At 63.3% G+C, this 23,777-nt stretch carries 25 protein-coding genes and 1 tRNA gene; 13 read left to right on the top strand and 13 right to left on the bottom strand.

Annotation, left to right across the window (positions count from 1 at the left end; translation table 11 throughout):
• Window positions 1-10 precede the first annotated feature (10 nt).
• Window positions 11-1,000 (bottom strand): glutathione S-transferase family protein, encoded by a 990-nt coding sequence (locus CO731_RS11670; protein WP_108607235.1) that lies wholly within the window; start codon window positions 998-1,000, stop codon window positions 11-13.
• Window positions 1,001-1,274: 274 nt separating this feature from the next.
• Here CO731_RS11670 and CO731_RS11665 point away from each other — a divergent pair, with 274 nt between their 5' ends.
• The 5 genes from CO731_RS11665 to CO731_RS11645 all read left to right on the top strand — a co-directional run bounded on the left by CO731_RS11665 (window position 1,275) and on the right by CO731_RS11645 (window position 4,875).
• Window positions 1,275-1,811, top strand: coding sequence for an N-acetyltransferase (locus CO731_RS11665; RefSeq protein WP_108607234.1), 537 nt, complete (start codon window positions 1,275-1,277; stop codon window positions 1,809-1,811).
• A 103-nt stretch (window positions 1,812-1,914) separates the two neighbouring features.
• Entirely contained in the window at window positions 1,915-2,676 is a 762-nt protein-coding gene (locus CO731_RS11660; protein WP_108607233.1) for a 3-hydroxyacyl-CoA dehydrogenase, read from the top strand.
• Between the two features lie 133 nt (window positions 2,677-2,809).
• Window positions 2,810-3,586 (top strand): HugZ family protein, encoded by a 777-nt coding sequence (locus tag CO731_RS11655; protein ID WP_199914627.1) that lies wholly within the window; start codon window positions 2,810-2,812, stop codon window positions 3,584-3,586.
• A gap of 130 nt (window positions 3,587-3,716) precedes the next feature.
• Window positions 3,717-4,013 carry a metalloregulator ArsR/SmtB family transcription factor gene (locus tag CO731_RS11650; RefSeq protein WP_055973517.1) on the top strand — a complete coding sequence of 99 codons (297 nt, stop codon included), beginning with the start codon at window positions 3,717-3,719 and terminating at the stop codon, window positions 4,011-4,013.
• Between the two features lie 58 nt (window positions 4,014-4,071).
• Complete coding sequence (locus tag CO731_RS11645; RefSeq protein WP_108609784.1) at window positions 4,072-4,875, top strand: RNA methyltransferase; 804 nt, start codon at window positions 4,072-4,074, stop codon at window positions 4,873-4,875.
• Window positions 4,876-4,877: 2 nt separating this feature from the next.
• On the opposite strand, the gene CO731_RS11640 is transcribed toward CO731_RS11645, so the two are convergent.
• Window positions 4,878-6,005: a hypothetical protein gene (locus CO731_RS11640; RefSeq protein ID WP_108607232.1), complete on the bottom strand. Its 1,128-nt coding sequence runs from the start codon at window positions 6,003-6,005 to the stop codon at window positions 4,878-4,880.
• 105 nt (window positions 6,006-6,110) lie between these two features.
• The gene (locus tag CO731_RS11635; protein ID WP_244487800.1) at window positions 6,111-6,644 is read right to left on the bottom strand and encodes an EipA family protein; all 534 of its coding nucleotides are present in this window, start codon (window positions 6,642-6,644) and stop codon (window positions 6,111-6,113) included.
• 382 nt (window positions 6,645-7,026) lie between these two features.
• On the opposite strand from CO731_RS11635, the gene CO731_RS11630 reads away from it, so the two are divergent.
• Both CO731_RS11630 and CO731_RS11625 read left to right on the top strand, forming a co-directional pair.
• Window positions 7,027-7,656: a histidine phosphotransferase family protein gene (locus CO731_RS11630; RefSeq protein WP_108609783.1), complete on the top strand. Its 630-nt coding sequence runs from the start codon at window positions 7,027-7,029 to the stop codon at window positions 7,654-7,656.
• A 229-nt stretch (window positions 7,657-7,885) separates the two neighbouring features.
• Window positions 7,886-8,254: a response regulator gene (locus CO731_RS11625; protein ID WP_108609782.1), complete on the top strand. Its 369-nt coding sequence runs from the start codon at window positions 7,886-7,888 to the stop codon at window positions 8,252-8,254.
• Between the two features lie 60 nt (window positions 8,255-8,314).
• On the opposite strand, the gene ctrA is transcribed toward CO731_RS11625, so the two are convergent.
• On the bottom strand, window positions 8,315-9,010 hold the full coding sequence (ctrA, locus tag CO731_RS11620; protein ID WP_018429116.1) for a cell cycle two-component system response regulator CtrA: 696 nt from the start codon (window positions 9,008-9,010) through the stop codon (window positions 8,315-8,317).
• 450 nt (window positions 9,011-9,460) lie between these two features.
• Here ctrA and CO731_RS11615 point away from each other — a divergent pair, with 450 nt between their 5' ends.
• Complete coding sequence (locus CO731_RS11615; protein ID WP_108607231.1) at window positions 9,461-9,838, top strand: flagellar export protein FliJ; 378 nt, start codon at window positions 9,461-9,463, stop codon at window positions 9,836-9,838.
• A 49-nt stretch (window positions 9,839-9,887) separates the two neighbouring features.
• Here the strand turns inward: CO731_RS11615 and CO731_RS11610 are convergent, their stop codons facing one another.
• Window positions 9,888-10,223, bottom strand: coding sequence for a helix-turn-helix domain-containing protein (locus CO731_RS11610; protein ID WP_245439739.1), 336 nt, complete (start codon window positions 10,221-10,223; stop codon window positions 9,888-9,890).
• A 155-nt stretch (window positions 10,224-10,378) separates the two neighbouring features.
• On the opposite strand from CO731_RS11610, the gene CO731_RS11605 reads away from it, so the two are divergent.
• Window positions 10,379-11,305, top strand: a complete 927-nt coding sequence (locus tag CO731_RS11605) for an NADP-dependent oxidoreductase (protein WP_108609781.1) — start codon at window positions 10,379-10,381, stop codon at window positions 11,303-11,305.
• 81 nt (window positions 11,306-11,386) lie between these two features.
• Here the strand turns inward: CO731_RS11605 and CO731_RS11600 are convergent, their stop codons facing one another.
• A complete protein-coding gene (locus CO731_RS11600; RefSeq protein ID WP_013529904.1) occupies window positions 11,387-11,662 on the bottom strand; it encodes a DUF1153 domain-containing protein in 276 nt (91 codons plus the stop codon).
• Window positions 11,663-11,930: 268 nt separating this feature from the next.
• Between CO731_RS11600 and mnmA the strand changes: the two genes are divergently transcribed.
• Entirely contained in the window at window positions 11,931-13,121 is a 1,191-nt protein-coding gene (gene mnmA, locus CO731_RS11595) for a tRNA 2-thiouridine(34) synthase MnmA (RefSeq protein WP_108607229.1), read from the top strand.
• Window positions 13,122-13,126: 5 nt separating this feature from the next.
• Window positions 13,127-13,513: a DUF1232 domain-containing protein gene (locus CO731_RS11590; RefSeq protein WP_199914626.1), complete on the top strand. Its 387-nt coding sequence runs from the start codon at window positions 13,127-13,129 to the stop codon at window positions 13,511-13,513.
• A 99-nt stretch (window positions 13,514-13,612) separates the two neighbouring features.
• Here CO731_RS11590 and CO731_RS11585 read toward each other — a convergent pair whose 3' ends face one another.
• Window positions 13,613-14,566 carry a Gfo/Idh/MocA family oxidoreductase gene (locus CO731_RS11585; protein ID WP_108607227.1) on the bottom strand — a complete coding sequence of 318 codons (954 nt, stop codon included), beginning with the start codon at window positions 14,564-14,566 and terminating at the stop codon, window positions 13,613-13,615.
• A 383-nt stretch (window positions 14,567-14,949) separates the two neighbouring features.
• On the opposite strand from CO731_RS11585, the gene CO731_RS11580 reads away from it, so the two are divergent.
• Both CO731_RS11580 and CO731_RS11575 read left to right on the top strand, forming a co-directional pair.
• Window positions 14,950-15,026, top strand: a tRNA-Met gene (locus CO731_RS11580).
• A gap of 264 nt (window positions 15,027-15,290) precedes the next feature.
• The gene (locus CO731_RS11575; RefSeq protein ID WP_245439737.1) at window positions 15,291-16,055 is read left to right on the top strand and encodes a metallophosphoesterase family protein; all 765 of its coding nucleotides are present in this window, start codon (window positions 15,291-15,293) and stop codon (window positions 16,053-16,055) included.
• A gap of 55 nt (window positions 16,056-16,110) precedes the next feature.
• On the opposite strand, the gene CO731_RS11570 is transcribed toward CO731_RS11575, so the two are convergent.
• The 6 genes from CO731_RS11570 to CO731_RS11545 all read right to left on the bottom strand — a co-directional run bounded on the left by CO731_RS11570 (window position 16,111) and on the right by CO731_RS11545 (window position 23,662).
• Entirely contained in the window at window positions 16,111-18,504 is a 2,394-nt protein-coding gene (locus CO731_RS11570; protein WP_108609779.1) for a polysaccharide biosynthesis tyrosine autokinase, read from the bottom strand.
• Between the two features lie 155 nt (window positions 18,505-18,659).
• Window positions 18,660-19,553 carry a UTP--glucose-1-phosphate uridylyltransferase gene (locus CO731_RS11565; protein WP_108607226.1) on the bottom strand — a complete coding sequence of 298 codons (894 nt, stop codon included), beginning with the start codon at window positions 19,551-19,553 and terminating at the stop codon, window positions 18,660-18,662.
• Window positions 19,554-19,616: 63 nt separating this feature from the next.
• Entirely contained in the window at window positions 19,617-20,567 is a 951-nt protein-coding gene (locus tag CO731_RS11560; protein WP_108607225.1) for a glycosyltransferase family 2 protein, read from the bottom strand.
• On the bottom strand, window positions 20,557-21,486 hold the full coding sequence (locus CO731_RS11555; RefSeq protein WP_108607224.1) for a glycosyltransferase family 2 protein: 930 nt from the start codon (window positions 21,484-21,486) through the stop codon (window positions 20,557-20,559). Before CO731_RS11555 ends, CO731_RS11560 begins: the two co-directional genes overlap by 11 nt.
• Window positions 21,483-22,469, bottom strand: coding sequence for a glycosyltransferase family 2 protein (locus CO731_RS11550; protein ID WP_108607223.1), 987 nt, complete (start codon window positions 22,467-22,469; stop codon window positions 21,483-21,485). The genes CO731_RS11555 and CO731_RS11550 overlap by 4 nt, the downstream gene beginning before the upstream one ends.
• Window positions 22,470-22,498: 29 nt before the next feature.
• On the bottom strand, window positions 22,499-23,662 hold the full coding sequence (locus CO731_RS11545) for a glycosyl transferase family 1 (protein WP_108607222.1): 1,164 nt from the start codon (window positions 23,660-23,662) through the stop codon (window positions 22,499-22,501).
• Window positions 23,663-23,777 lie beyond the last annotated feature (115 nt).

Raw genomic sequence — 23,777 nt, 5'->3', positions numbered from 1 at the left:
GCTGGGACGATCAGGCCGCCTTGGCCAACTTCCCGCGGTTATGCGGCGCAGAAAAATCGACCTCCGGACCGACGGGCACGATCCCGGTCGGATTGATGCCGGTATGGCTGCCGCAATAGTGCGACTTGATGTGATGCAGGTTCACCGTCTCGGCAACACCAGGCACCTGATAGAGCTCGCGCAGATAGTTCGACAGGTTCGGATAATCGGCAATTCGCCTGAGATTGGTCTTGAAGTGGCCGACATAGACCGGGTCGAAGCGAACCAGTGTCGTGAACAGCCGCCAGTCGGCCTCGGTCAGCGTGTTGCCAACGAGGTAGCGTTGGCGCGACAGCCGGTCCTCCAGCGTGTCGAGCGCCGCAAACAGCTCGCCGAAGGCCTCTTCATAGGCGGCCTGGGTGGTGGCGAAGCCGGCACGGTAGACGCCGTTGTTGATCGAGGGATAGACGAGGTCGTTCATCGCATCGATCTCGCGGCGCAGCGCCTCGGGGTAGAAGTCGAGCGCGGCATCGCCCCATTCGTCGAACGCCGAGTTCAGCATGCGGATGATCTCGGACGATTCGTTCGAGACGATCGTCTTTTCCTTCTTGTCCCACAGCACCGGCACGGTGACGCGGCCCGAATAGGTCGGGTCGGCCTTGGTGTAGAGCTGGTGCAGGAAGTCGAGCCCATAGAGCGTGTCGCCGGTGGCGCCGTCGTCGGTGCGGAAGGTCCAGCCGTTCTCGCCCATGAAATGATGCACGACCGACACCGAGATGATGTCCTCGAGCTTCTTCAGCGCGCGGAAGATCAGGGTCCTGTGCGCCCACGGACAGGCGAGCGAGACATAGAGATGGTAGCGCCCCGGCTCGGCCTTGAAGCCGCGCGTGCGGCCTTCCGCCGGCTTGCCGTCAGCGGTGATCCAGTCGCGCCATTGCGCATGCGAGCGTACGAATTTGCCGCCTGTCGACTTGGTGTCGTACCAGCGGTCCTGCCATTTGCCTTCGACCAGCAATCCCATCGTGAAATCCTTTCGTTTGCCAGCATGTAGGGCATGACACCGGCAATCCGAAGGTCCGCATCCTGAACGCATCGTTCAACGTTGCGCGCACGTCGGCGAAATCCGCGATGGACGACCGCGCGAAATGATGATAGCGGGCATTTCGATGTCACATTGCTTTGCAAATATCCGGATTGACCGACGACGAATGAGCGCACGCGCCTGAGGCGCTGACTTGCGAACGCTGCGGCTTGGCTCGCGGCACCTCATCCCAGGACACCGGACTGCAACGAACATGACCCTCGCCGACGTCACCTATATGCCGGAAGCTCCGGCGCACGACCTCGAAATCGACGACATCAACGCCGAGGCCTTCGGCCCGGGCCGTTTCACCCGCGCTGCCTACAAGATCCGCGAAGGCGGCCCGCACGACCGCTCCTTGTCTTTTGTCGCCATGCACGCCGGCCAGGTCGTCGCCTCTGTGCGCATGACGCCGATCGCTGCCGGCGAAGGCCGCGCCCAGATGCTGGGGCCGCTCGCCGTGCGGCCCGACTTCAAGAACCTTGGCATCGGCCGCAAGCTCGTCGCCATGGCGCTGGCAGCAGCCGCCAAGGCCAATGAGCCGGCGGTGATCCTGGTCGGCGACGAACCCTATTACGGACCACTCGGTTTTGCCCGCATTCCACGCGGGCAGATCGAGATGCCGCGCCCCGTCGACCTCAACCGCCTGCTCGCCCACGAGGTCGTTCCCGGTGCGGTCGCGCTGCTGTCGGGCGAAGTCTGCCACGCCGACCTGGCCAAGACCCCGCAACGCGTGGCCGAGCCCGCCTGAACCCGACTGCCCTTTCCGTGCAGAGCGCGGTCTTAATACCGATTTCGGTTTTCAGGCCGATGCGATAGACCATCCGTTCACAGCAAGAAGAGGACAGGCTGACATGAATCCAAACGGGCAGATCGCAGTGGTCACCGGCGCCGGCTCCGGCCTTGGCGAGGCAACCGCACGCGCACTCGCAGCCAAGGGCGCCAAGGTTGCGATCTTCGACCTCAGCCTCGAACGGGCCGAAAAGGTTGCCGCTGACATCGGTGGCGTGGCGGTTCGCTGCGACGTCAGCAACGAGGAAAGCGCTGTCGCCGCCTTCGCCGAAGTCGCCGCCAAGCTCGGAACCCCGCGCATCCTGGTCAACTGCGCCGGCATCGCCGTCGGCGTGAAGACGGTCGGCAAGGACGGGCCCCACCCGCTGAGCGTCTTCCGCCAGGTGGTCGAGGTCAATCTGATCGGCTCGTTCAACATGATCCGCCTGTTCGCCGACGGTGCGGCCAAGCTCGAGCCGTTGCAGGGCGGCGAGCGCGGCGTCATCATCAGCACGGCATCGGTTGCCGCCTATGACGGCCAGATTGGCCAGGCCGCCTACTCCGCATCCAAGGGCGGCGTCGTCGGCATGACGCTGCCGATCGCCCGCGACCTCTCCCGTTCGGGCATCCGCGTCGCCACGATCGCGCCCGGCATCTTCAAGACGCCGATGATGGCAGCAATGCCGCAGGAGGTGCAGGATTCGCTCGGTGCCGCCGTGCCGTTCCCGCCGCGCCTCGGCGAGCCGTCGGAATATGCGGCCCTTGCCCTGCACATCGTCGAGAACCAGATGCTCAACGGCGAAACCATCCGCCTCGACGGTGCCATCCGCATGGCGCCGAAATAAGCTCCTGACGTCTGCAATTCGTCTATCGTACAGCCCCGGACGCGCAAGCTCCGGGGTTGTCTCGTCTTGGACAAGGCACGCCCTTGCCAAACCTGCGAGGATAAAGATAAGTAGATTGAATTATTCATATTTGATGGTGAAGGTGTTGGAAGAGCGCAAGAAGGATGTCATCCGCGAAACCGATGCAGAGGCGATCGCGCTGGCGCGTTCGCTGATGCGCACCGCGCGGCATGGCGCGCTCGCCGTCATCGAGCCGGAAACCGGCGCCCCTCTCGCCAGCCGCGTCGGCACCGCAACCGATGTCGACGGCACGCCGCTGATCCTGATCTCCGGCCTCTCCGCCCACACCAAGGGCATCGTCGCCGATCCGCGTTGCTCGCTTCTCGTCGGCGAGATCGGCAAGGGCGACCCGCTCGCCTATCCGCGCATCACGCTGTTCTGCCGGGCGGTTCGCCTGGAGCGCGGCACGCCGGAGCAGGCCCGCGCCGAACGCCGCTACATCAACCGCAACCCGAAGGCCAAGCTTTATGTCGGGCTTGGCGACTTCGCCATTTATCGGCTCGAACTGGATCGCGCCAACCTCAATGGCGGCTTCGGCAAGGCCTATCTGCTCAGCCGCGACGACCTGCTGCTGCAAGGCCCGGCGGTGGACGCCATTGCCGGCGCCGAACAGTCGGCGCTCGATCACATGAATTCCGATCACCGCGAGGCGATCGCCATCTACGCCAGCCATTTCGGCAAGCTCACCGACGGTGCCTGGACGCTCAGCGGCTTCGATCCGGAGGGGATGGATCTTGCCGCCGGCGACGAAACCGGACGGGTAGTTTTCCCGGAAATGCTTGTCGAAGCCGCCGATCTCAGACGCAGCCTTGTCGAAATGGCAAGAGTAGGCCGCGAAGCAAAGTCTTGATTTTTTAGAGGAAAGCTGATTTCTGCTGGTTTTGTTAGATCATTCATTGATTCCATTGAGGATCTGGCGTGGTAATTCGGTGTTGTTGCCCCCATGACGCCGGAAAGCATTGAAGATACACGGGGTTCGCATGAAACCGAAGAAATTGACGGCAAACGCGGAAGCCGCAGCCTCATTGCTCACGCTTATGGGCAATGAAAAGCGGCTGATGATCATGAGCCACCTGCTCGACACGGAGATGTCGGTCGGGGCCATCGCTGAAAAAGTGTCGCTGAGCCAGTCGGCGCTTTCGCAGCACCTTGCGCGGCTGCGCAACGAGGAGCTGGTCGAGACACGTCGCGACCGGCAGATGATCTATTATACCTGCAAGTCGGAAGCCGTGCGCAAGCTGCTCGGCACGCTGGAAGGCATTTTCGACGACGCCTGACGGGCATCCATGCCTTTTCGGCTCCCATAGCGGCCTGCCCTCCGCTATGGAGCAAGCCATGAACATCATCCGCATCGAAGACCCGGCAGACCCTCGTGTCGCGCCCTATCTCAGCATCCGCGAGCGCGATCTGGTCGGCCGCGAAGGGCGCTTCATTGCCGAAGGCAAGGTTGTGCTGAACGTACTGTTCGCCGCCGGCAGGTTTCAGGCAGAATCGGTGCTGGTCCTCGAAAACCGCCTCGCCGGCATGACCGAGACGCTCGGCTTCGCGCCCGAAGGCATGCCCGTCTACGTCGCCTCCGCTGCCGTCATCGACGCCATTGCCGGCTTCCACATGCATCGCGGCATCCTCGCCATCGGCAACAAGGGCTCAGCCCCTTCGGCCGACGAGATGCTGGCCGCCCTGCCCGAGCGCGCGCTGGTCGCGGTTCCGGTCGGCATCTCCAACCACGACAATGTCGGTTCGATCTTCCGCAATGCCGCTGCCTTCGGTGCAGATGCGGTGCTGCTCGACGAAACCTGCTGCGATCCACTCTACCGCAAGGCGATCAGGGTCTCGGTGGGCGCCGCACTCAAGGTGCCCTTCGCCATCGGTGGAACGGCCGGCGAACTCGCCGACGCGCTGTCGCGCCATGGTTTCGAGCAACTCGCGCTGTCGCCGGCTGGAAAAGCTGATATCCGCGACATTCGACGCCCGAAGCGCCTGGCGCTCTATCTCGGCACCGAAGGCGACGGCCTGCCGGAACCGCTGCTGAAGCGGCTGACGACGGCAAGGATCAGGATGGCGCCGGGCTTCGACAGCCTCAACGTCGCGGCCGCCTCGGCGATCGCGCTGCATCATTTCACGGATGCAACCGGATAGACCTATTCGGCAGGCGGGGACTTCTGCAGAGCCCTGACCCGATCGGCGAGGCTGATCATCGCCGGCTCGTCATCATTGGTCGGAGCCGGGGTGCCGCCCGCCTTTGCGAGTGCGTGGGCGATGGGCGATTCCGGTCCCTCGAGCCGCGCCGTGAGTGCCACGACTTCGGCCGCGAGTTCGTGCATCTGCTCGCGCAGCACAGAGTCTTCGCCCGCAACCGGCGCAGATCGCCCTGCCCGGGCAAGTTCGCCCTTCAGCCGCTTGTTCTCGCGCAGGAGCGTAGTCAGCCGGCCTTCGAGACGTTCGCGCTCGGCCGATGGAGCGGTTTCATTGTTCATGCTGCCGGCCTCCTGCGCCGCCGGCGCGCTTTTCAGTTGCGCGCGTACGCGGGCAAGTTCGCCCTCGCGCCGCTCGATCTTGTCGTCGCGATCGCTCAGCGACGTCACCATTTGCTGCAACTTCTTGTCGAGGTCCGCAGCGCGCCTGGTTTCCGCCGTCAACGCCTCGCGCACGGCCTTGTTGTCGGCTTCGAGCTCGCTCACGCGCCGATCCGTGTCTTTTCGCTGATGGCGCAGCGCCGACATGTCGTCCGACAGCTTTCCCATCTCGCTCTCGCGGCTCACCAGTTCGATCTGACGATTGCTGGATGAAAGGCTGGCTTCGTCATAAAGCCTGCCCATCTCCTCGATTTCCTCGGAGCGCTTCTCCAGCAGCCGCTCGGCCTCGGCGAGCTGGGCGGCGAGCGCCTTGACCTGCTCGTCGCGCTTGCCGACCTCTTCATGCAGATTGCCGCGCTTGGCCTCGAGCTCGCTGACAACCCGGTCCTTCTCGGCATGGCCGTCGGCAACCAGCTTCTTTGCCTCGCGGTGGCGGCTGAGCTCGATGGCTTGCGCCAGCACCTTTTCCTGCGAAGCCTTGAGTTGGACCTCGACCTTGCGCAGGGCCATGGCATGTTCGGCGCGGAGACTGTCCTTGTCGGCGCGAATCTCGTCCAGTGTCATGGGAAGCTTCGCCTGGACCCTTTGCCGCGTAACCGAAACGGCGCGCCGCCATACCGACGGCGCGACCAGCAGCACGAGAAACCCGGCGGTCAGGAAGCCAAGAACGAAAAACAGGATCGACTGGACCAAGGCACATTACCCGTTACGGACAGGCCGACTTTGCCATGTTCCCATGGCAGGAATCCAGCACCGCTGCAAACGCTATGGCACCCGACCAGCCTGTTCTTCACACAATCAGAAGGGATTCCACGTCGGCTGCTGCGTCAACTTCAGGTAGCCGAGATTGACCCCCAGTCGCGCCCCCACGCCCGTGCGCACCGGCACCAGCAGGATGTTGCCGCGCTTGAGCACGTTGAAACCGACGCCGGCAACGATATAGGCCGAACCGGCAACACCGCCGTAGCGGTCGTAGAGATTATTGATGTCGTCCAGATTGTAGACGAGGATCATCGTCCGCGAGCCTTGGCCACCGAAATCCCAGCCAAGCGAAGGCCCCTGCCAGAACACCTTATGGTCGCCGGCATTCTTGGTATAGAGCGTGCCTTCGCCATAGGTCAGGCCGCCGACAAAGGCGCCGGAACCCTCTTCGCCCAGTACATAGCCGTTAGGCAGGCCGTAAGACGCGAAAACCTTCTCGACGACGCTGGCGAGACCGCCCGAGGTCGAGCCGAAAAACCGGTGTCCGGAATCGAGGATCTCCTGCGCCGTGTATTGCTGCGCGCGAGACGCAGATGTCGAAAATGCCAGAACGCCGACAAGGACGAACATCGCGGCAACTAGCCGGGCGAACGTCCGGCCATAGAATCGGGAAATCATGCTTCCAAATCTCCGTCAGGGAGCACACTTTCTCCGACGCCCCGGACTGCTGCTGCTCTTGATCGGCAGCTGGCTCGTCCAACTCCGGCAAACTATGCCGTAATCCTTTTTCAACCATTAAACTGCCTGATGAAGATGGCGGATCGAAGGCATAAAACCCTGTGGAAAGGCCGGATTTGCGCCCAAATGTAGGCGTTTTAATCAAGTGCAGTATGCTGATTCTTGCCGCCGTTACCGGCGCTGTGTAACCAAGAGTACCGTCGACCAGCCCTGATTCGCATTGGTGGGTCCTGGTCTCATTTTGAACTTAAGCTGCTGCCGAGGGATGTCGTTCATGGCCGAATTGATGATGCTTTCCGCCCCCGATCTCGCGGCGCTGCTGTGCAGCCGGGTCTGCCACGACATCATTTCGCCGGTCGGCGCCATCAACAACGGCCTCGAACTGCTTGACGAGGGCGGCGCCGACGAAGACGCCATGCGCCTCATCCGCACCAGTGCGCGCAACGCATCGGCGCGATTGCAGTTCGCCCGCATCGCCTTCGGTGCTGCCGGTTCGGCCGGCATGCTGATCGACACCGGCGACGCCGAAGCGGTCGCCACCGCGTTTCTCAAGAACGAGAAGCCGGAACTGGCATGGTCGGGCGGCCGCGCTCTGTTGCCCAAGAACAAGGTCAAGCTGCTGCTCAACCTGCTTCTGGTTGCCCACGCCGCGATCCCGCGTGGCGGCAAGCTCGGCGTCACGCTCGAAAACGTCGAGACCGCGCCGAAATTCACCCTGTCGGCCAGCGGCCCGATGCTGCGCGTGCCGCCGAAGTTCCTCGAGTTGCATTCCGGCCAGAAGCCGGAAGAGCCGATCGACGCCCATTCGGTTCAGCCCTATTACACGCTGCTGCTCGCACGCGAGGCTGGCATGACGATCTCGATCCACGCCACGCCGGAAGAAATTCTGCTGACTGCCGAGTGAAAAGGCTCCGCGCGGCCAGTATTCGCAGAGTAAAATTGGCCGCCCTGCCCCTTCTGGCGGCATGGAACCTGGTGGCACCGCGTCCTGCACGATCGCAGCCCTTGTTGACCGGCGTCGTTTCCACGAATTTTACCATTCGGGTTTTCAGCTTCTTTACGAGGTCGCGCTAGGGTGAGTGCATCACCCCGGCGCGCCTGGCGCGTTCGGCCCCCGCAAGAAGGACCGGGCCATGAAGCGCTGCCTGTTCGTCGATGACTCCAGCGTCATCCGCAAAGTCGCCAAACGCATCCTCAACAGCCCCGATATGGCCGTCGTCGAGGCGTCGACCGGCGCCGAAGCGCTCGACATGTGCGCCTATGACATGCCTGACATCATCGTGGTCGACGGTGCGCTCGAGGACATGGCGACCGCCGACTTCATCCGCCGCGTCCGTGCCCTCAACAGCCGGGTCAAGCCGCAGATCGCGATCTGCCTGACCGAAGTGGACATCGGCGCCATCATGCGTGCCAAGCGGGCCGGCGCCCAGGGTTACCTCCTGAAGCCGTTCACCAGGCCGCAACTGCTCGACCGCTTCCGCGCCTTCGACGTCGCCGCCTGATTCGCGGCAAAGAAAAACCCGGCACGCAGGCCGGGTTTTGACTGAAATCGGAACAAGAAATCAGGCGATTTCGCGAAGCTCTTCCGGCTCGCGCAGAACATAGCCGCGACCCCAGACAGTTTCGATGAAGTTCTGTCCGCCGGATGCGGCGTCGAGCTTCTTGCGCAGCTTGCAGATGAAGACGTCGATGATCTTCAGCTCAGGCTCATCCATGCCGCCATAGAGGTGGTTGAGGAACATTTCCTTGGTCAGAGTCGTGCCCTTGCGCAGCGAGAGCAGCTCCAGCATCTGGTATTCCTTACCGGTCAGATGCACGCGCTGGCCACCGACCTCGACCGTCTTGGCGTCGAGATTGACGATCAGGTCGCCGGTCATGATGACCGACTGGGCGTGGCCCTTCGAACGGCGGACGATGGCGTGGATGCGCGCTACCAGTTCGTCCTTGTGGAACGGCTTGGTCATGTAGTCGTCGGCACCGAAGCCCAGGCCACGCACCTTGTCCTCGATGCCGGCCATGCCGGAGAGGATCAGGATCGGCGTCTTGACCTTGGACAGGCGCAAAGTGCGCAGAACCTCATAGCCCGACATGTCGGGCAGGTTCAGGTCGAGAAGGATGATGTCGTAATCATAAAGCTTGCCGAGATCGACGCCTTCTTCGCCGAGATCGGTCGTATAGACGTTGAAGCTCTCCGATTTGAGCATCAGTTCGATGCTCTGTGCGGTTGCACTGTCGTCTTCTATCAGCAGAACGCGCATTCAAATCCCCTTTTCTGCTGCCGGAACATCTTCGCGGTCTCGTCCATACCGGCCCAGTGCTACTGAATCGGAGGCTGCCATCGAATGGTTAACAAAACCTAATTTCGTATGGAAGACCATATCAGAAATTTTAACCGGCGCATACACCCTCTTGAATCCAAACATGAATCACACGGTCAACATCTTAACGCGACGCATTAACTAGGTTGACTAAGCGCTCCAGAGAAGGACCGATCACATTCGCGGCGAAAACCAGAATCTTTACCGGGCCTTAAGTCTCGATGGGTATGATTAACGATGCCCGTAAACGAATGGTTACCGGCGGAGAAAAACTTTAAAAGTTTGTTTTCCATAGCCGGGAGTTCAGAACCGGTTCGGGTGCGGCAGGGTCCCTCGGGGCCAAAGTAGGCGAGTACAAGTGCGTTTTTCGTTGTTCGGGAGTGTCGGGTCATGAAATCACGTGAGAACCTGGTCAGGCTCAAGCAGTTTCAGGTGAACGAAAAGCGCCGCCAGCTGATGCAGCTTGATTCGATGATCGCCGAGTTCGACCGGATGGCGAACGAACTCGAGATGCAGATCGTCGCCGAGGAAAAGAAGGCGGGGATCACCGATCTCAATCATTTCGCCTATCCGACCTTCGCCAAGGCGGCGCGGCAACGACGTGACAACCTGAAGAACTCCCAGCATGACCTGGCGCAACAGCGCGCCGCTGCCGAATCCTTACTCTCCGAAGCTGAAGCGGAGCTGTCCAAGGCGGAAATGCTGGAATCGCGCGACCGTACCACCCGCGAGGCCGAGACCGGTGGCCGCAACGCGATGATCGGCTGACAAGCCGCTCCTTCAGACAGATTCTGGCCCGGCAGCGCCCGGCCGGCAATTACACGACGAGTTCGCCTTCGAGCGACCTTGCCCGCGCGTCGCGAATATCGGGCGCGTGCTGCTCCGACCACACCCTGATCTGATTGAGCAGGTCCGCCAGGTTCCGGCCGAGGTCGGTCAACTCATATTCGACCTTTGGCGGAATGACCGGGAAGATCTCGCGCCGGACAAGCCCGTCCCGTTCCAGCACGCGCAACGTCTGCGTCAGCATCTTGGGCGTGATGCCCTCGACCTTGCGCTGCAGCTCGCCATAGCGCCGCTTGCCCGGCTTCAACGCCCCGACAACCAGATAGACCCACTTGCTCGCCAGCATCTCGAGCACGGTGTGCGACATGCATTGACGCCGGAAGGCGTCGTAGCCGAATGGGGTATCGGGAGCGCATTCACTATCCATGGGGTACCTATATATCATTGAGGTACATTCTCGACAATCGATTGATACTATCCATTTGATAGTGGCACATGCATCATCCCAAGGAGGACAATCCCATGCGTGCCATTACCCAGGCCACAGTCGGCGGCCCAGAAGTGCTTGAGCTTGCCGAACGCCCCGCCCCGCAGCCCAAATCAGGCGAAGTGCTGATCCGCGTCAGGGCAGCAGGCGTCAATCCCGTCGATGCCGCCGTGCGCGGCGGCTATTACCCCCTGCTCGGCGAACCGCCCTTTGTGCTCGGCTGGGATGTCTCGGGTACGGTCGAGGCGGTAGGCCCCGGCGCCAATGGTTTCGCCCCCGGCGACGAGGTCTTCGGCATGCCCAACTTCCCGGCGGAGGCCGCGGCCTATGCCGAATTTGCGACCTCACCGGCAACTGAGGTCGCACACAAGCCAGCAGCGCTTGATCATGCCTCGGCTGCGGCCCTCCCCCTCGCCGGACTGACCGCCTGGCAGGGTCTCGTGACATCAGGAAAACTCAAGGCCGGCGATCGCGTCCTGATCCATGCTGCCGCCGGTGGTGTCGGCCATCTCGCCGTGCAGATCGCCAAGGCGCTCGGTGCCCATGTCGTTGCCACGGCAAGCCCGGGCAAGGTCGATTTCGTCCGCTCGCTCGGTGCCGATGAGGTGATCGACTATACATCTCGCGACTTCGTCGCCGTGGCCGGGCAGGTCGACCTGGTGTTCGATCCGCTCGGCGGCGAGCATGCCGAAAAATCGCTCAAGGTGCTGCGCAAGGGCGGCGTGCTCGTTGCCCTGCTCGACCCCAGCGAGAAGGCGAAGTCGGACGCCGAGGCCCTGGGCATCCGGCTCGAGCGCATCCTGGTGCGGCCGGATCGTGAGGGGCTCGAGGAACTTGGCCGATTGGCCACCGCCGGCGAGCTCAAGGTGCATGTCGCCAAGAGCTTTGCGCTCGAGGACGCAGGCGCAGCCCACGCTTTCCTCGCCACCAAACCGAGGGGCAAGGTAGTGCTTGCGCTCTAACGCTGCAGGAAGCCTGGGCTCAAACGAAAAAGGGTGCGGCAAGCCGCACCCTTTCTTGTTGGTTGGCCGTAACGGCCGGTGTCAATGACGGTATTGCTGGATGCGCGTGGTGCGCAGTCCGGCAAGGCCATATTCGTCAATGGAAGCCTGCCAGGACAGAAACTCCTCGGTCGTCAACTTGTAGCGTTGGCACGCTTCGTCGAGACTGAGCAGCCCTCCCCTGACCGCTGCGACCACTTCCGCTTTGCGGCGGATAACCCACCGGCGCGTATTGGTCGGGGGCAGATCGGCAATCGTAAGCGGGCTGCCGTCCGGCCCGATAACATATTTGACACGCGGTCTAACCAGATCGGTCATCGTACTCTCTACTAAAAACTCAAAGACCCAATCACCTGCCACACTAGCGCCACAGCTTTAAAAATTGCCTAAGCGTGTCCTAAGAGCTAAGTAACGAACGTGAACAGAACGTTAGACTCTCAATCCGCAATTTAACCACCTGCCCAGTTGGCGGGTTTGCCGCCGAAAAAGGTGGACCAGACCGCTTCGGGTGGCACTGCGGCGAGGCTTGACCTATATTGCAGCCATTGGCATGCAGCCGACCTAAAGACAGCGGAACGCAATCCCGATGAACAGCCTGGACCTGCCCGGACGCCCCGAAGACACCCGCGTGGTTGTAGCCATGTCGGGCGGTGTCGACTCTTCAGTCGTGGCCGGCCTGCTCAAACAGGAAGGCTATGACGTCGTCGGCGTCACGCTACAGCTCTACGACCACGGTGCGGCCACCCATCGCGCCGGTTCGTGCTGTGCCGGACAGGACATCGCCGACGCCCGCCGCGTCTCCGAGACGCTCGGGATTCCCCATTACGTGCTCGACTATGAAGAGCGCTTCCGCAAGGCCGTCATCGACCCGTTCGCCGAAAGCTACGTCGCCGGCGAGACGCCGATCCCGTGCGTGTCGTGCAACCAGACGGTCAAGTTCGCCGACCTGCTCGCCACCGCACGCGAGCTCGGCGCTGATGCGCTGGCCACCGGCCACTACATCCGCTCCAGGCAGAATGGCGCCCATCGCGCGCTGTATCGCCCGGTCGACGCCGACCGCGACCAGAGCTATTTCCTGTTTGCCACCACCCAGGAACAGATCGACTACCTGCGCTTTCCGCTCGGCGGCATGTCCAAGCCCGAGGTTCGCGCCGCAGCCGAGCGCATGGGCTTGACGGTTGCCGCCAAGCAGGACAGCCAGGACATCTGCTTCGTGCCGCAGGGCAAGTATACCGACATCATCGCCAAGCTGAGGCCCTCCGCCGCCAATCCCGGCGACATCGTCCATATCGACGGCCGCGTGCTTGGCCGCCACGAAGGCATCCTGCGCTACACCATCGGCCAGCGCCGTGGCATCGGCATCGCTTCCGGCGAACCGCTCTACGTCGTCCATATCGACGCCGAACGCGCCCGTGTGATCGTCGGCCCGCGCGAGGCGCTGGAGACGCACAAGATCTTCCTGCGCGGCATGAACTGGCTGGGCGACGAGGCGCTGTCTGCCGTTCCCGCGGGCGGCCTCGAGCTCTACGCCAAGGTGCGTTCGTCGCGCCCGCCCCGCCCCGTGGTTCTGCATCATCGCGACGGCGCGACCTGGGTCGAACTCGTCGATGGCGAGTCGGGCATAGCGCCCGGCCAAGCCTGCGTGCTTTATTCCGACGAGGTCAACGAAGCACGCGTCTTCGGCGGCGGTTTCATCGAACGTTCCGAACGCCATGCCGACGCCGAGGCGATGCTGTCGCGGCTGGCGGCAACGCCGGGCTCCATAGCCGCAGAATAAGCTCGATATCCGTGCTGGAAGCGGCCAAGCGTTGGGCGCGGCTCCTCAAGCGCGATGTCGTGGCCCTCTACCTCGCCGCGCGCAGCCGGTCGACGCCCTGTTATGCCCGCGTGGCAGCCGCCTGCGTGGCGGCCTACGCGCTGAGCCCGATCGATCTCATTCCCGACTTCGTGCCGATTCTCGGCTATCTCGACGACCTGCTGATCGTGCCATTGGGCATCTGGCTGGTCATCCGCATGATCCCGCCCGAACTGATGGCCGACTTCCGTGCCAAGGCAGCCGAAATCAACGCCAAGCCCAGGAGCCTGGCAGGCCTCGCTTTCGTCGTGACGGTATGGCTGGCAGCTCTCGCCCTTGCCGGGTGGTGGGTGATGAGGGGAGTAGGGGAGTAGGGGAGTAGGGGAGTAGGGGAGTAAGGGAGTAAGGGAGTAAGGCAGTAAAAGGGACCGGGCAATACTGCTCTATTCCCCTATTCCCCTACTCCCCTCACTTCAGTCGTGCGTAACCGTGCCCGCAGTCAGGATGCGCAGCACGCCCAGCGCCTCTTCGGCGCCGGTGCGCGGCTCTTCGCGCGTCTGGATGCAATGGATGAAATGCTCGAGTTCACGCGTCAGCGGCATGGCATTTTCGAGCGCGATATAGGTCGGCTCGTTCATCGTCGACGTCCACTGCCCTTCGTCCCGCCACACCGCATGCCGATAGAGTGCAAGCTTGCGCTCCTGCGGCTCGACGTCGTCGAACACCGCCATGCCCTTGGTCCCGACCACCGTCAGCCGGCGCTCGCGATACGGATTGAGGCGCGATGCAAACAGGTGCCCGCGCAGGCCATTGGGGAAGCGCATGTGCAGGTGGGCAAAATCGCTGAGGTGGTTGAGCACTGCAGCGCCCTCGCCGCGCACCTCGATCGGGGCTGTGCCGGTGATCGCCAGGATCATCGACAGGTCGTGCGGAGCGAGATCCCACAGCGCGTCGTTTTCGGCGTGGAACTTGCCGAGGCCCAGGCGATGCGAATGAATGTAGCCGACTTCGCCGAGTTCGCCCTTGTCGACCAGCGCCTTGAGCCCTTCGAAAGCCGGATGGAAGCGCAGCACGTGCCCGGTCATGAACACGCGGCCATTGTCGCGCGCGGCTTTCACCGCGCGCTCGGCGTCGGGCACGGTCAGGGCAATCGGTTTTTCGACCAGCACGTCCTTGCCCGCCTCGACGGCACGAATCGCGAAATCGGCGTGGAACTGCGGCGGCAGCGCCATGACGACGGCGTCGACGTCGTCGCGGGCAAACAATTCGTCCGGCGTCAGCGCAAGGCAGCCCTGCTCGGCGGCAAATCGTTCGGCGCGGGCCGGGTCGACGTCGGAGACGGCATGAAGGGCGCCGAGCGACTTCAGGGTGCGGATATGATTACCGCCCCAATAGCCGCATCCAAGAACTGCAATACGCGGATTCATCAGGCTCTTTCCAGGGGGATTTATGTCGGCAGACATAATGTCCGAGCCTCTCTAACTCAACCCCGCAGCCTGCGCCAAAATCACCTAGCTCGCATGCACTCGGGCTCAAGCATACGCCAAAGATCGTTAACCGCACGCTCTACAGCCAGGCTCCCATCATGCGGTGCATATTAAAGTTGCGGGCCGGCGCAGGAGCAATACCGCCCAAAAACCAACCGCAAACAGGCTGAATAGCAACCGGCGATGCGTCCTTGGCAATTATCCGGAATTGCGCAATGTCACTGCTTGACAGGTTCGTCATCCAGACATTATATCCGCCCGACCTTGGCGAACGCATCGACGCCTGCCTCTTCCGAGACAGTTTTTCGAGCCTTCTCCACCCTGGCGGGATAGCTCAGTTGGTTAGAGCACGGGAATCATAATCCTGGGGTCGGTGGTTCGAGTCCACTTCCCGCTACCATTTCCCCTCCGGAATCATGCCTCTAAAGTGTGAAGCCTCTCGGCATCTGCGAGGCGAACTGACCGCGATGATTCCGGCCAAGCGCACGATCGCGGATCTCACGCCACGGACATTCGTCGGACCCGAAATATTCTGGCAACGATTTTTACACCCGTCGGCAGGGTGGCATGCCTGTCCATGATACTTGCCGCTATAATGTCGCTTGGGTCGAACGCCCTGGATGGTTCGGCATCGGCGCCGGCACGCATGTGAGGCAAGATACTGGTGGGTTTCCTGAATTTCCGACAGCAGAACCGGCCTCAGGGGCGCGAACGGGTCGAACTCGACCTGTCCGGCACGGTCGTCTATGCCGTCGGCGACGTGCATGGCTGCTTCAGGGAGCTGCGCGCGCTCGAGGCGAAGATCGTTGCCGACGCGGCAACGCTGCCAGGGCGGAAACTGATCGTCATGCTGGGCGACTACATCGACCGCGGCCCGGATTCGGCGCGCGTGCTCGACCACCTGATCGCCCCACCGCCGGCCGGTTTCGAGCGCATCTGCCTGATCGGCAACCACGAGGCCCAGGCCCTCGACTATCTCGACGGGAAACTCTCGCTCGAACGCTGGCTTGCCACCGGGGCCCGCAGCGCCTTGTTTTCCTACGACATCGATGCCGAGCACCTTGCCGAACTCTATGGCAGCAGCGGCAAGCTCGACGAGTATATCCGCGCCAACATCCCGCGCGACCACATCCGGTTCATGCGCTCGCTGCCGATCATGGCCTATTCGGAACGTTTCCTGTTCGTGCATGCCGGCATCCGGCCAGGCGTGCCCCTCCTCGACCAGAAGGACGACGACCTTCTCTACATCCGCGAGGAGTTCTTCGAGGCGTCCCGGCGGCTCGACCGCTGGGTGGTGCACGGCCACACGCCGACCGACTTCCCGCGCATCGAGGGCCGCCGGCTCGGCATCGACACCGGCGCCTTCAAGACCGGCCGACTGACGGCGGTGCGGATCGCCAACAAGGGCGGCCGACTGCTGTTTTCCTAGGCCACGCCCCGAAAGGCGGTCCCGGTTCTCGGGAGGCCCATGCGGGCTCCGTGCCTCAGCTGGCGACCTTCACCTTGGGCTCGCTCTTGTCGACATAGTAGCTGGAATATCTTTCCAGGAACTGCTCCGAGCCGCCATAGGCGCCGTAGCGCGGCAGCTTCTTGAGATCGACCTTGTTGAGCACCAGGCCAAGGATCTTGCTGGCGATCTGGGGTTCGGCGTTGAGCGCCGAACGGACGAGCGGCCGCGGCGTCGCACCCCATTCGGCGACCAGCACGAAGCCGTCGGCGAGTGGCGCGAACGCCTTGGCGTCGACCACCGGGCCGAGCGGCGGCAAGTCGACGATGATGTAGTCGAAGGTCGCCTTGGCATCGTCGATGAAGCGTCGCATGCCGGCGGACGACAGCAATTCGCTGGTGTGCGAGAAGCGGCCCCGAACCACCGCGGGAACGATCGCCATCTTGGTCTGGCGATCGACCTTGACCACCGACTGCCAGCTCTGGTCGTTGACAACCGCCTCGACCAGCCCCTGCTCGGCATCGATGCCGAGGCTGCGGCTGAGACCGGGATTACGCAGGTCGGCGTCGATCAGCAGCGTCTTGGCGCCATTGCTGGCGATCAGGCCGGCTAGATTGGCTGCGACCGTCGACTTGCCCTCGCCCGGAAGCATCGAGATGATCCCGATTACCTTGCAGCCCACATCCTGAAGCACGATGTCGCCGGCGATTTTGGTGCTGCGCAGCGTCTCGGCGAACATCGAGGCCGGGGCATCGACGGCGATGCGCATCTTGGCCCTGCGTTTCGCCGCCTCGGCGGCGCGCGTCGGAGGCTGTGGCGGCGGCGTGCCCATCTTGCCCGTCTCGGGTTTGGTCGCGTCCTTCTTGTCGTCGCTCGACCCGAGCAGCGGCAGATAGCCGAGGAACTTGACGCCAAGCCGCTCGCGCACATCCTCGGCGGTGCGGAAGAAGCGCTCGTTGAACTCGTTGAGCGCGCCAAAGGCCGCACCGATGACGACGCCGAGCACGAGCGCCAGGCCGAATACCATCGAGGTTCGCGGGCTCGACGGGCCGCGCGGCGTCGTCGCCTCCGAAATCACCCTGACCTTGGCGATCGGGAAGGAGCGCTGCTGCGACGCCTCCTCATAGCGCGACAGGAAGGTCTGGTAGAGCGTGCTGAGTGCGGTCGCCTGCTGCTGCAGTTCGCGCAGGCGCACCTGTGCCTGGTTGGCGCTGGAGTTCTGGCCGGTCGCCTCCATCACGCTGTTGCGCAGCGCGGTCTCGCGCGACTGTGCTACTTCATATGCGTTGCGGTAGGTCTCGGAAAGCTGGCTCAGTTCGCGAAGAATCTGGTTGGACAGGTCCGCCTGCTCCTTGCGCAGGGCCACGGCCTGGGGATGGTTGGGCCCGAAGCCGGCCGAAATCTCCTGCTCGCGCTTCGACACGCCGGAATAGCGTTTCTTGAGTTCGGAGATCAGCGGATTTCCCGCCTCTTCCGCCGACAGGGTCGAATTGCCGACGGCAGCTTCCGGCCCGCTTTCGACGATGGTGCGGTATTGTTCGTAGCGCGCCCGGGCCTTGGCGGTGTCGGCCTGGGCCAGGATCAGTTGGGCATTGAGATCGGACAGCTGCTGTTCGGCGATGGTTTCGCCGCGCGCCGCCGCAAGACCGTTCTCGGCGCGGAACTTCTCGACCTCGAGTGCCGCCTTCTGCGAACTCGTGCGCAGTTCCTCGAGCCGGCCCTGGAGCCAGACGGCGGCCTTTTCGGTGGCGTCGAAACTGGCGTCCAATTGGTCGGCGACGAAGGCGTCGGCATAGGCCTTGGTGATGGCTGCCGCCAGTTGCGGATCGTGCGAGCGGTAGCCCATGGAAATGACATAGCTGCGGCCGGAGCGCTCGGCCATGATGTCCGCCTGGAGCATCGCCACCGCCTGCTCCTTGCGCGACGCTGCCGCCATTGCCTTGCGCTGCGCTTCGGTGAGTTCCGCGCCGCCCGCAACATCTGGGGCGGAACGGAAGATCTGCAGGAAGCCGCGTGCGTAGCCCACCAGGGTCGACAGCAATGACTTCGGCGGCTGCATGAAATTCTGGTTCTGGTCGAGCTTTTCCTTGTCGACGACCACCGCGGCCAGGCGCGCCGACTTGATGATCTCGATTTGGGAGAGGATCGCCGCGTCGGTCTGCATGTTGACCGGCGTCGCCGAAACCTCGTCGACCATCTTGTTCATGCCCTCGTCGATCAGCACGCGGGTGGAAGCGGTGAAGGTCGGCGGGGTGGTCTGGAGGTAAACGAGACCGAGCAGCAGGCCGATGATTGCGCCGACGCCGACGACCTTGGCCTGACGCTTGGCCATGGAAAGAAGGCGTTCGAGATCGATGAAGTCGCTGCCTTCCCGCGGGTCCTCGCGAGACGCGGGTATGCGGTTGTTGAAGGGAAAGCTGGCGTAGTTCATCTGCATTCCAGTTCTTGCTGAGCAGCGTCTGCCGCTCGATGGGTTCTGGCGGAGCCGACTTCAGCTACGCAACTGCGGTGCCGATCGGGCACGCGTTATCTCAAATGTCGTCGAAGGCGAACCGTTTCGCCCGCCTTCGACAACGGTTCATGGCTTTAGGCCGCAGCGACGTGATCGTGCTCGGCGACCATGTCGCGGATGGCGTCGAGCACGGAGTCGCGGATGTCGGCCCGCTTCAGCGCAAAGGCGACATTGGCCTGGATGAAGCCTTCCTTGGACCCGCAGTCGAACATCCGGCCATTGAACGGCCGGGCGAAGAAGGCCTGGCTCGCGGCAAGGCGAACCATGGCGTCGGTCAGCTGGATCTCGCCGCCGGCGCCGCGCTTCTGGGTGCCCAGCAGGTTGAAGATCTCCGGCTGCAGGATGTAGCGGCCGTTGATGTAGAAGTTCGACGGCGCGTTGGCCGGCGCCGGCTTTTCGACCATCGCCGTCACCTCGAATCCCGAGCCGACATCGGGCCCCTTGCCGACGATGCCGTATTTGTTGGTTTCGCTCGGATCGCACTGCTCGACGGCAATGACGTTGCCGCCTGTTTCGGCGTGCAGGTCCATGATCTCGGCTAGGCAGCCGCGCTTGCCGAACGACACCATGTCCGGCAGCAGAAGCGCGAACGGCTCGTCGCCGATGATGTCACGGGCGCACCAGACGGCATGCCCGAGCCCGTGCGGCGCCTGCTGGCGGGTGAAGCTGGTGGCACCAGGCACGGGCAATAGGCTCTCCAGCGATTTGATCTGCTCGACCTTGCCGGCCTGTTCGAGCGTGCCCACCAGTTCGGGATGAAGGTCGAAATAGTCCTCGATGACCGCCTTGTTGCGGCCCGTGACGAAGACGATGTGCTCGATGCCGGCTTCCAGTGCCTCGTCGACGGCGTACTGGACGACGGGCCTGTCGACGACGGGCAGCATTTCCTTGGGCATGGACTTGGTCGCGGGAAGGAACCGCGTGCCGAGCCCCGCCACCGGGATCACCGCTTTCCTGACTTTCTTCATCGTGCCAATCCTCTCGCTCATTTCAGTCTCCTCGTCTTGGTCTTGGCCGTCCCGGCTGTCGCATCATTTGCCGGGCCGGTATGCGAACTGCCTGGCAACCCGGCGCAACCGGACTGCGATCGGCATTCGCAAATGGCGAACCGCCGCCGGGTCCCCCAGGGCGGTTCTGATCGCCTTGAGCGGCGACCGCTGCTTGATGTGCTCAACCAGTGACAGGAATGAGGCAGCCTGAGAGAGGCTGCGCGTCCGTCGCGTGAACGCTTTTCGTGCCTCGTCGTCGAGCGTGCTGGATGCCTCGAAAGCGGCGTCAGCACGCTGCATCGCCTCGATGTGGCGAAGCTCCAGAACCCTTGAAATCGAGCCGCTGCGGACATGATAGGCATAGCCTACGGCAGGTTCGACGGTGCAGCGCCCACCATTGGCGAGCGCGCTGGCAAGCAGGATGTAGTCCTCGCCGATGCGCAATTCCTCATCATAACGCAGGCCATGGCGCTCGAGATATTCACGCAAGAATATCGGCTTCATGTAACCAAAATTGAACGTGGATTCAAAGACGACATTGCCGCCGATGAAGTCGGCCAGCGTGAGTTCTGCCAGTTCTTCGAGATAGCGCTCGGGAAACATCACCTCGGGCGGCGTGCCGTCTTCTCGAATCACGGCGATGTTGTCGACGGCCATCTCGGCAGAGCTCTGTTCGGCTCGGGTGATCATTGCGGCAAGCCTGCCCGGCAGCACCGCGTCGTCGGAATCGAGCACGGCGACCCAGCGGCCCCGCGCGGCATCGAGACCGGCATTGCGCGCCCCGCCCGGCCCGCGATTTTTCTCCAGCGCCAACACGCAGACGCGCGCGTCGTCACAAGAGCGCGCAAGCTTTAGCGTTGCGTCGGACGAGCAGTCGTCGACGACGATCACCTCGACGGTCACGCCACGCTGCGCCAATGCGCTGTCGATGGCGCGACCGAGCGTCGCCTCGGCGTCGTAGGCGGCGATGACGAAGCTGACGTCAGGCTGCATCCTGGCCTCCTTCGTTGCCGTAGAGGCGCAGTTCGCGTGCGCCGACCAGCCCGCTGAGCACGCCGACATGCATGACCCCGCGCAGCAGGCTGCGGTTGCGGCTGACCGGCTGGAACGCGGTCAGCCCTGCAGCGGCGAAGCAATAGCTGGCCTTGGCCGAGGCGCGAGCCAGTTCGCCGACCCGGCCCATGCCCGGGCGCTTCGAGCCGAGCAGCCGGCCATGCGTCTGGCCGACGCGGAAGCGCCTTTTGGTGAGCCAGCCGAACGAGGCACGCGACGATGGAACAGGCTCCTCCACCCAGGCCTCGGCGGCATAGGCAATGCGCCCGCCGGCGCCGTGGACCTGATCGAAGAACTCGGTGTCCTCGCCGCCAGACTGGCCGCGCGCCAGGCTGAAGCGGCGGCCGGAGATGCTGGGCGAAACCATCCTGAGCAAGGCATTGCAGGTATAGCCGGTGCGTATCTCGCCCTGGACGAATACCGGATAGGTCGAATGGAAGTCACCGACCTGCATCCAGCCCGGCGCCCCTGCCCCGTAGCGCGCCTTGACCGGTCCGAGCACCACGTCGGCGCTGGTCGCCTGGGCGGTCTCGACCAGCCGTTTCAGCCACGTGCCCGTCGCCTTTTCGTCATCGTCGATGAAGGCGACGAAATCGGCCGCGCTGGCATCGAGGCAGGCATTGCGGGCGAGCGAGATGTTGCGTGCCGGGCAATGGATGTAGCGGACCGGCAGCGGCAAGTCCTGCGCAAGCTCCGAGACCAGCGGCGAAGCACTCGGCACCTCGTCATTGTCGGCGACGACGATGCCGATGCGATATCCCTCGGGCAGGTCCATCGCCGCCAGCGAGCGCAGCGTGTCGGCAAGTTCGCGGCGCCTGAAGGTGCAGACGCAGATGTCGATGCCTGGCATCCCGGTCATGCGGTTCGCCCTCCTGCCGGCATGCCGAGCAGCTGGAGCCAGAAGCCGAGCGACCATGCGAAATGCATGACCATTGCCGACACGCCGGCAAGCGCCAGCCCGGGCCTGCTTTCGCGCAAGGCAAGGGCCGCGCCATAGCTAAGGCAGATCGCCACCCAGACGAGCAAAGGCACTGTGAATATCCAGTGGACGACGGCAAGGCTCGCCAGAAGTGCCGTGGGCACCACCATCAGCGGCACCATCTGCCGGAGCTTGGGGATGACCCGGTGCTTCAGCACGTTCTTCGCCCGGCCCCGGCCGTAGCCGAGATATTGCCGGAACAGGCCGGCAAGGGAGGCCCGCGGAAAATAGGTCATGCGGGTGCTGCCGCTCATCCAGATGCGGTAGCCGGCCTGACGCAGGCGATGGTCGAACTCGGCGTCCTCGTTGTGGCTGAAGCTTTCGTCATAGCCGCCGACGTCGCGGAACGCGGCTATGCGGATCAGGGCGTGGTGGCCGTGGTCGACCCATTCTCCCGCCGAGCCATGCCTGTGCTTGGAGCCGCCAGTGCCCAGTTTCGAGTTCTGCGCCGCGGCCGCGGCCTGCTGAACCGTGCCGGTGCCTTCAGTCAGCATCGAAACCACGACGGAATCCGCACCGGTTTCCAGCGCTTCTTCGAGCAGCCTGTCGCAATAGTCGTCGGGGTAGCCGCCATGGGCGTCGATGCGGATCAGGTAGTCGACACCATCGCCGAAAAGCTCGACCGCACGGTTGATGGCAGCACTCTGGATGCGCGCGGGATTGTCGATCAGCACGACATTGTCGTCTTGTGCCACAACGCCGGAAACGATAGCGCGCGTGGCATCACGGCTGCCGCCATCGGTAACGACGATCCGGGCCCCAAGCCGCCTTGCAGCCGGGCGAAGCCTGCCTAGCAGGCCGCCGATATGGCGCTCCTCGTTGAGGCACGGAATAACGATGATGGTGGAGGACGTCTCAATCATGAAGCTGCTTGTCTTGGATGGGTTGGGAATCAGGCGGCGATAGCGCGCGCGTCGACTTGCCCGTTCTCGGCAGCGACGCGTTCGAGCCTCCCCACCAGCGCGCGGCAATCGGAGCGGCTGCACACCCATGTCGCGGGATCGCGCGCAAGCACTGCCCCGTGCAAGGCAGCGCACCGCTCCGTCGTCACGTCCGAGAGCGTTTGCGTCAGCGCCGCGACCGACGGCTCGGACAGCACCAGTCCGACATTCTGGCGTTCGAGGAAGCTGGCTGTTTCGGTGCCGGCCATGGCGATCGGCACCGTGCCGAAACGGCAGCCTTCATAGAGCCTGTTGGGCAGCAGCCATGTCGAATTCTGGCCTTCCTCGAAGAAATCGATCGCCCAGGAGAAATGCACTTGCGAATAGATGTCGGCCATATCCTCGGGGTTTCGGTAGGCACCCTTAAAGGCCAAATGGGGCTCGGATTCGACGAAACCATGGAAATCCGGAAACTCCGAAAGCGCCGGGCGCCCGCGCATGACCAGTTCGAAACGGCCTTCCGCGCTGCGGGTGAAATCGGCCAGCAGTTCGAGCGACTTGCGGCAGCGCAGCGCGCCGAACCAGCCGATCTTCCAAGGCAGCTGCGGAACCTGTGACGGCCGCAAATCGAATCGCGGCTCCAGTTCCAGCAGCTTGTTCTCGATGAGTTCGATGGGTGCGTCGATCTGGCCGAACCTTTCGAAATAATGCCTGACGAAGGCCGGCGAACTGGTGAGCAGCAGACTGACATTACGCCCAAGCAGGCGCTCGGCACCGCGCAGGCCCTTGCCGAGCAGATCCTCGCGCAGCACCAGCCGATGGATGTCGAGGCACTCATAGACGATCGGCACGGACGAAGAGAACGCACTCCGCGCGCGCTGCGCCAGCGCCAGCATTTCAAGATTGCGGGCTACGATCACGTCTGGCGCCGCGACTGATTTCAGCGACGCGGCAATGCTCGTCGCCGCCATGGCGACCGCGCCCAGCCGCTGCGCAAAGCGGCCATCGCGCGTGATACCAAGGTCGATCGGCGTCACGCCTTCGACGTCTTCGAGTTCTTGCGTCCGGCGGAAACCAGCGAGCGTAACGCGCGCGCCACCGGCCTTGAGCATGATGATCCGTCGGCGAACTGCCGGGTCGGAAACATCATGCACCAGGTACAGAACATGCAGCATGAATTCACGCTCGCAGTTTGGCCCACCGATGACGAGGCTAGAGCACCCATTGCTGCATCGCAACAATTATTGACTGGCAGGACCTCAAATATTGTTGCGCCGCAAAATGGCCCGG

Origin of the sequence: Aminobacter sp. MSH1 (genome assembly GCF_003071665.1) — a bacterium.
GTDB classification, from domain to species: domain Bacteria; phylum Pseudomonadota; class Alphaproteobacteria; order Rhizobiales; family Rhizobiaceae; genus Aminobacter; species Aminobacter niigataensis.
This window is presented reverse-complemented; position numbering and strand designations above follow the sequence as displayed.